At 49.0% G+C, this 7,190-nt stretch carries 8 protein-coding genes; 6 read left to right on the top strand and 2 right to left on the bottom strand.

Annotated elements, in window-relative coordinates; all coding sequences use genetic code 11:
* The coding region (locus tag B2U90_RS12240; RefSeq protein ID WP_292017922.1) for a helix-turn-helix domain-containing protein at positions 1-349 on the bottom strand (349 nt) is incomplete at its 3' end.
* A 392-nt stretch (positions 350-741) separates the two neighbouring features.
* Between B2U90_RS12240 and B2U90_RS12235 the strand changes: the two genes are divergently transcribed.
* A complete protein-coding gene (locus B2U90_RS12235) occupies positions 742-1,956 on the top strand; it encodes a MalY/PatB family protein (protein WP_292017921.1) in 1,215 nt (404 codons plus the stop codon).
* A 48-nt stretch (positions 1,957-2,004) separates the two neighbouring features.
* Entirely contained in the window at positions 2,005-3,342 is a 1,338-nt protein-coding gene (locus tag B2U90_RS12230; RefSeq protein ID WP_292017920.1) for an acetyl-CoA hydrolase/transferase family protein, read from the top strand.
* Positions 3,343-3,424: 82 nt separating this feature from the next.
* Here the strand turns inward: B2U90_RS12230 and B2U90_RS12225 are convergent, their stop codons facing one another.
* Positions 3,425-4,345 carry a metal ABC transporter solute-binding protein, Zn/Mn family gene (locus tag B2U90_RS12225; RefSeq protein WP_292017919.1) on the bottom strand — a complete coding sequence of 307 codons (921 nt, stop codon included), beginning with the start codon at positions 4,343-4,345 and terminating at the stop codon, positions 3,425-3,427.
* A gap of 120 nt (positions 4,346-4,465) precedes the next feature.
* Here B2U90_RS12225 and B2U90_RS12220 point away from each other — a divergent pair, with 120 nt between their 5' ends.
* Genes B2U90_RS12220 through B2U90_RS12205 form a run of 4 tightly spaced genes read left to right on the top strand, consistent with a single transcriptional unit; the run spans position 4,466 to position 7,180 of the window.
* Positions 4,466-5,143, top strand: a complete 678-nt coding sequence (locus tag B2U90_RS12220; protein ID WP_059077026.1) for a metal ABC transporter ATP-binding protein — start codon at positions 4,466-4,468, stop codon at positions 5,141-5,143.
* Positions 5,136-5,954, top strand: a complete 819-nt coding sequence (locus tag B2U90_RS12215) for a metal ABC transporter permease (protein WP_170086983.1) — start codon at positions 5,136-5,138, stop codon at positions 5,952-5,954. The genes B2U90_RS12220 and B2U90_RS12215 overlap by 8 nt, the downstream gene beginning before the upstream one ends.
* Before the next feature lie 4 nt (positions 5,955-5,958).
* The gene (locus B2U90_RS12210) at positions 5,959-6,417 is read left to right on the top strand and encodes a Fur family transcriptional regulator (RefSeq protein WP_292017918.1); all 459 of its coding nucleotides are present in this window, start codon (positions 5,959-5,961) and stop codon (positions 6,415-6,417) included.
* Positions 6,410-7,180, top strand: a complete 771-nt coding sequence (locus tag B2U90_RS12205; RefSeq protein WP_059077023.1) for a serine hydrolase — start codon at positions 6,410-6,412, stop codon at positions 7,178-7,180. The genes B2U90_RS12210 and B2U90_RS12205 overlap by 8 nt, the downstream gene beginning before the upstream one ends.
* Positions 7,181-7,190 lie beyond the last annotated feature (10 nt).

Genomic DNA, 7,190 nt, shown 5'->3' with positions numbered 1-7,190 from the left:
TATGCTGATTTTCCGGAAATACATCGATAATCGTACGGTTCAGATGGTTATTACGGCCATCATACATATATATGTACATGTGATTCAGATTTTTGAAGAAATTGGGAACGGTTACAGTTTCTGTTGGGACATTTTCCGGTGGCATGTATAATAACTGCTCGAGGCGGACCTGTAATACCTGTGCAATATCGAACAGGGTATCCAAATCCAAAGAAATTTTACCGCTTTCATATTTGGAAACTGTTGCTTTGCTCTTACAGATACGATCCGCCAGTTCCTGGACGGTCAGCTTATTCTTTTTCCGGAATGTACGGATTGCCTTACCCGTATTTTCTGTTACCAGAGACATGAAATCACCTCTGATGTCATTGTACACGTTTTTTTGTTTCTTTAAAATATTCAAAATAAAAAAAACAATTGAAAAAACATGTCTTCTGATGAAATTGGAAGATGATTGGCTCTTATGTTTCACCTAAAGAAACATAATGACTATGTTTATGTCTTTAAACGAAACATAGGGGCTTTTGCCAGTGGACATCGGAACTGATATAGTATAAGCATAAACAGAGAGCTCTTACCTATAATAATTATAATTCTGAATAATCACATATTTGTAGAAAATTGGTGAATATGTGGCATGCCGGTATAGTATAAAATATTTGCCGGGGGATGCATTTCTTGATATAGTAATTATAGCAAGGCGTCTTATGGTATATTTTTTAGCAAGGGAGAGTAGGATACATGAAGTATAATTTTGATGAAATCGTCGATAGGAGACATACGAATGCACTCAATACGGATGGGTTCCGTGGCTACATTTTCCATGATTTTGAAGGGAAAAAGACCTTTCCGTTCAAGGACGATGAATTTGTCCGCATGTGGGTAGCCGATATGGAATTTGCCATGTGCCCGGCTATTATCCAGGCTATCAAAGACCGGGCCGACAAGCGCATTATCGGATACAGCCAGGTGTTTGAACCGGAATTTTTCCAGGCTTACAATGCCTGGAGTGAAAAGATGTACGGCTGGACCTATCCGAAAGAAGAAATCTGCTTTTCCCTGGGAATCATACCGGCTTTGTATACGCTGGTAGATCTGCTCCTGGGCGACCATGATTATGCCATCATCAATACGCCGGCATACGGATATTTTCAACACCCTGTCGATGAACGGCACAAACATGCTATTCATAATAAGATGAAATGTGATGACGAAGGCAACTGGTCTATCGACTTTGATTCCCTTGAACGGGATGCAGCCAACCCGCTGGCCAAGCTTCTCATCTGGTGTAATCCCCAGAATCCGACGGGACGCGTCTGGACGGAAGACGAACTGCGGAAAGTAGCGGCTATTGTAGAAAAATATAATCTCTGGATCATCAGTGATGAAATCCATTGTGATATACTCCGGCAGGGGGTCCATCACATTCCTATGGCTAAAATCATGCCGGATTATCAAAAACTGATTACCTGCACGTCAGCTTCCAAGTGCTTCAATATGGCAGGTATGATGTTTGCCGAAATCATCATCCGCGATAAAGGGCTGCGCGATCTCTATATCGGTACGACCAATGCCTATGCCATGAACGTAAATCCCCTTTCTATCGCCGCCCATCAGGCAGCTTACGAACACGGGAGTGAATGGCTGGACCAGCTCAAGACGTATCTGGACGGGAATTTCCAGTTTGTGAAGGACACTCTGGACAGAGAACTCCCGGATATCACCTTCCAGATCCCCCAGGCAACCTATCTGGCATGGGTCAACATGAATCCGTATCTCGGCGATGTGGAAGATATTCCTGACTTTATGGCCAATAAAGCCGGCGTACTGCTGGAAGGAGGAGATGCGCTCTTTGTCGATAACGCCAAGGGCTATATCCGCCTCAATCTGGCCATGCCGCGCTCTATCATAGCCGAAGGGATGAAACGCATCGTCAAGGCCATCAAGGAACGATAATAGGGATTGTCAGGCAGAAACGGCGTCAGTCAGATGGGAGATGAGCTGATGGATTACCAGAGTGAATACATGAGCAAACGCTGTACACCGCAGCAGGCAGTGCAGCTGATCCGCGACGGGGACTGGGTCGATTACACCCAGGGTATTACCTTTCCCCAGCTTCTCGATGAGGCCCTGGCAGAACGGACAGGGGAATTGGCCGATGTGAAGATCCGCTGCATGTTCTGCCTGAAACGGCCGCAGATATTGGAAAAAGATCCCCATAGCGTATCTTTTACGTATCATACCTGGCATAGCAGCCAGATAGACCGCAGGGATGTCAATGAAGGCCGGGCTTATTTCGCCCCGATTCAGTACAGTCATCTGGCAGAATATTACCGTCGGGGAATGGCACCGGTCGATGTTGTCATGATGACCGTTTCTCCTATGGACCGTCATGGGAACTTCAGTTTTGCCTGCAATCCGTCGGCCACTCAGGGCGCTCTCGATGCAGCAGACCGCATCATCGTCGAAGTTAACCCCAACCTGCCGGAAGCGTACGGCCTGGGAGGAGATTTTATTCATATTTCCGATATTGATGCTATCGTGGAAAGTGATGTACCGGTGCTTATGGCACCCAATCCGCCCGTACAGGAAATCGATAAGAAAATTGCGGCCTGGCTGCTCCCCTATCTGAAAGACGGTATGACGCTGCAGATCGGTGTCGGCGGTATTCCCAATGCCCTGGGGATGCTCATTGCCGATTCGGATCTGAAAGATCTGGGCATGCATACGGAATATCTCAGTGATGGCTGCCTGAAACTGTATGAGGCAGGGAAGATAACGAATCGCAGAAAAGAACTCCTGCCGGGCAAAGGCGTGTATGGTACTTGTGCCGGCAGCACGGAACTGTACGATTTCGTCGATCACAACCGGGCATTACTATCAGCCCCTATTGAATATGTCAATCACGTGGATCAAATCCGTCAGCTGAACCAGTTCGTTTCTATCAATGGCTGCCTGGCCGTCGATTTATATGGACAGGTTTGCTCGGAATCGGCTGGCCTCCGGCATATCAGCGGCTCGGGGGGACAGGTCGATTTTATTAGCGGTGCCTTCTGGTCTCCTCATGGGCAGGCCTTTCTGACTATGCCTTCGACGTATACAGACCGGCAGGGTATCGTACATTCACGCATACAGCCGTTTTTCTCACATGGCGATATCGTTACGACGGTACGGGCCATAGCTCCGTGTATCGTAACGGAATACGGGATAGCAGAACTGGAAGGCAGGACGACGTGGCAGCGGGCAGAAGCTCTCATTGCCATTGCCCATCCCGATTTCCGCGAATCTCTGATTCGTGCGGCGGAAGCCCAGCACATATGGCGCGCTTCTAATAAACGATAATATTACTATCAATAGATAAAAGAGAGGGGGCCGCAACATGAACGGGAATGCTCATGTTGCGGCCCCCTTTCTTTTTATTTAATTACGATTCCTGGAGGGATGTGTATATTTTTTCCAGATTGTCTTCCATGACAGAAAGGTACGTTTCGTCCTCGTCTCCTTCTTCCAGCGTATCTATCGATTCCAGGCTGGCTCCCGTTTCCTGGGCCAGGGTTTCCGCTATTTTGGGACTTTCCATGTTTTCTACGAAAATGGTCTGGACATGGGCGGCTTTGCAGGCATCAGCCAATTCTGTCATATGACGGGCACTGGGTTCTCCCGAGGCAAAGACATTAGTCAGACTGAGCTGGCGGAGGCCGAAGTCCCGGGCCAGATACGCAAAGGCTGCATGACCGGTGACGAACGTCCGGGATGGGGCCGTATTAAATTTCAGCTGGTAACGGGCGTACAGCGCATCTGTTTTCTGGACAAATTCCATATACCGCTGGGTATAATAGTCTGCATGGTCCGGGTCAGCTGCGGCGAAAGCATCGCGTATGTTGCGCGCTTCTATCTTGGCATTTTTCAGACTCAGCCAGACATGAGGATCGGCCTGTTTTTCCGGCTTCCGGCCGGGCAGAATCTGCTTCATTTCTACATAGTGGATATCGGCTCCGTCTGATGCCGTGACAACGGCAAGCTGTTCATTTCCCGCTGCTTCTACCGCTTTATCAGCCCAGGTTTCCAGTCCACAGCCGTTGATGATAAAGATACGGGCCTGGGATAAGGCCGTCAAATCGGATGATTTAGGCTGGAAGTCATGCGGTTCTTCCCCTTCCGGTATGATCATGTGGATATCGACCTTGTCTCCGCCGATGGCATGGGCCAGTTCTCCCATAGCGTGGAAGGAAACGACGACCGGGAGTTTTCCCGCTTCTGGAGGAGGTGTTTTTTGGTTTTCCGGGGCACATCCGCCGAGCAGGAGAAGCAACAGGATGGTGAATATATAGAAAAGACGTTTCATGCAGGCAGCTTCCTATCTTATGAATGAAAAAGATATATAAATGCAAATCACTTGCACTTGCAGTTAGGATTAGGATATAATATATTACACTACTTGTCAATATACAGAGGAGACTGCCTTATGATTACCATATCTCATGTCTATTACGCATATGAAACGGGGACACCCTATTTGCTGCGCGATTTGAATCTGACTATCCACAATGGGGATTATATCTCTATTGTAGGAGAAAACGGATCTGGAAAAAGTACCTTCATAAAATTGCTTCTCGGGCTGTTAAAGCCATCCAGGGGCACACTGGTCAATGATTTCAAGCGGACCAGCTACGTGCCCCAGCGGTTTGAAACGCTGAACCGCCAATTTCCCATTACGGTGCGTGAAGTGATGAATACATACCGTAAAGTCCTCGGCATAAAGGATAAAGAAGCGGTCAGCCATTATCTGGGGCTCATGAAAATGGATGCCTACGGGGAATCACTCATCGGAAACCTGTCAGGCGGGCAGTGCCAGAAAGTATTCATTGCCCGGGCTCTCATGGCCCATCCAGACCTTCTCATACTGGACGAGCCGTCTACGGGAATTGATGTCAAGTCCCAGGCAGAATTATATCCGTTCCTGAAACAGCTCAATACAGAGCATGGCATCACCATCGTCACAGTGGAACATAATCTGCGGGCGGCTATGCGCAATTCCCAATATATGTACCACGTAGCCGGTGGCAGCGGTCATCTCTGCTCGCCTGATGAGTATATCCGCGAATATGTTTCTGAAAATACAGGGAGTGAATCCTATGTTTGAATACACCTTTATGCAGAATGCCTTTATCGTAGCTCTTCTCATATCTGTCGTCTGTCCCATGATAGGCATGTTCCTCGTCCTGCGCCGCTACTCTATGATTGGAGATACCCTGGCCCATGCATCGCTGGCAGGGGTTGCCGTGGGACTCCTCATCGATGTCAATCCTATTATCAGCGCGTTTTGCCTGACCAGCTTTTTTGGCGTTCTCATCGAAGTGCTGCGCAACATGTTCCGCCGCTACGCCGAACTCGTGCTGATTATCGTGCTGTCACTTTCCGTCGGCATTGCCATTACCATCATCAGTGCCGGACTGGTCCATACGAATGTAGAGTCCTTCCTGTTTGGCAGTATCCTTACCGTATCGCAAGCGGATGTATGGTCTGTGGTCATCCTCAGTATCATTTCCCTCACTACGATTCTCTGGCTGTATCCCCAGCTGGTCATGATTACCTTTGATGAAGACGGGGCCCGCATCGCGGGCATCCGCTGCCGGGCTATTAATTACATTTTTGCCATTCTCGTAGCCGCGACGATTTCTGTTTCTATCCGCATCGTCGGTATCCTGGTCATCAGTTCACTCATTGCTCTGCCGGTAGCAACGGCGCTCCAGCTGCAGCAGGGGTTCCGCCGTACACTGCAGTGGTCTGTCGTATTCAGCTTTATCGATATTTTATCCGGACTGTTTGTTTCGTATTGGATTGATGCGGCACCAGGTGGCGTGACGGCTATTACTTCCGTATTGCTGCTGCTTCTGGTCATTGCTGGCAGACAGCTGCGGACGGTATTGGAAAAACGGCCGGAAGGGGTGTAACAGGATGGCAGAATTGCAAAAATATGATTTGTGTCTCCATAAATATGGCATGAAAAATACGCGGCCCCGGCGCTGGGTACTGGAAGTGCTCCTGCAGCAGCAAGGACTGGTGACGGCGGAAGAAATTTATCAGAAGCTCCTGGCCGGAGGGGCATCGGTCAATGTTTCTACAGTATACCGCGTACTCGATTTATTTGAAGAAAAAAAACTGGTGGAAAAAGATTTCCTGCCGGAAGTGCGCTGCTACGGGTATTTTTTGCGCGTACCCGGTCATATTCATCACCTCATCTGCATCCGGTGTCATAAAAAAGTAGATATTTCGGCCTGTCCTCTTTCGGCTTTTGAAAAACAGGTTGCAGCAGAAACAGGATTTGAACTGGTAGGGCACCGGTTGGAATTATACGGGCTGTGCCGGGATTGTCAGGAAAAGGAAAAACGGGAGGGAAAAGAATACCATGAATAGTCAATGGATTGAAGAACATCTGACGCCATATCTTCCGGCCGGCACGGACTTGTCCATCTATTGCCGCCCATTGGAGCAGGGGACTCCCGTTGTCTATCATGAACGGGTCCTGCCGTCGGCCAGTCTGATAAAATTACCCATCATGAGTACATTGTTCCGCAAGGAAAAGGAAGGGACGGTATCTTTTTCGGAAAAGCTGCGGATTACCAGTCCCGTAGAAGGCGGATCCTATTATAAACGGGGCGGGACACTGGCCACGATTTCCGAGCTGATTTTTCATATGATTGTCGAAAGCGACAATACGTGTACCAACGTTCTCATCGACCGCCTGGGAATGGATGCGGTCAACGAGGAAATCCGGCGTCTGGGAATGACTCACACTATCCTGCAGCGCAAGATGATGGACTTTATCGCCAGCCGGGATGGCCGGGAAAATATGACGACCGTGTCCGATATGGGGCGCTTTTTTTCGCTCCTTTCACGAGGACATGCCGTCGATGCCGCCCGGGATCAGCGCATGCTGGATATCCTGAGCCATCAGGAAGATAACTGCATCCTACCGGCCCAGCTGCCTCATACGGTACGGGTGGATCACAAGACGGGGGAACTGGATGGCATATACCATGACTGCGGACTCATTTATGCTCCGTCCGGACCGTTCATTTTATGCCTCATGGCGGATGGCGTATCCGATGAACCCCGTCTGTTTTATGGGCTTTCGTATTTTACCCGGGCGGTATATGACGAACTGGCCCGGTCATAGAAACACGGCA

Origin of the sequence: Megasphaera sp. UBA4233, assembly GCF_002395615.1 — a bacterium.
Lineage (GTDB): Bacteria > Bacillota > Negativicutes > Veillonellales > Megasphaeraceae > Megasphaera > Megasphaera hexanoica.
The sequence above is the reverse complement of the archived record's forward strand: the minus strand, read 5'-3'. Positions and strand labels throughout refer to the sequence as shown.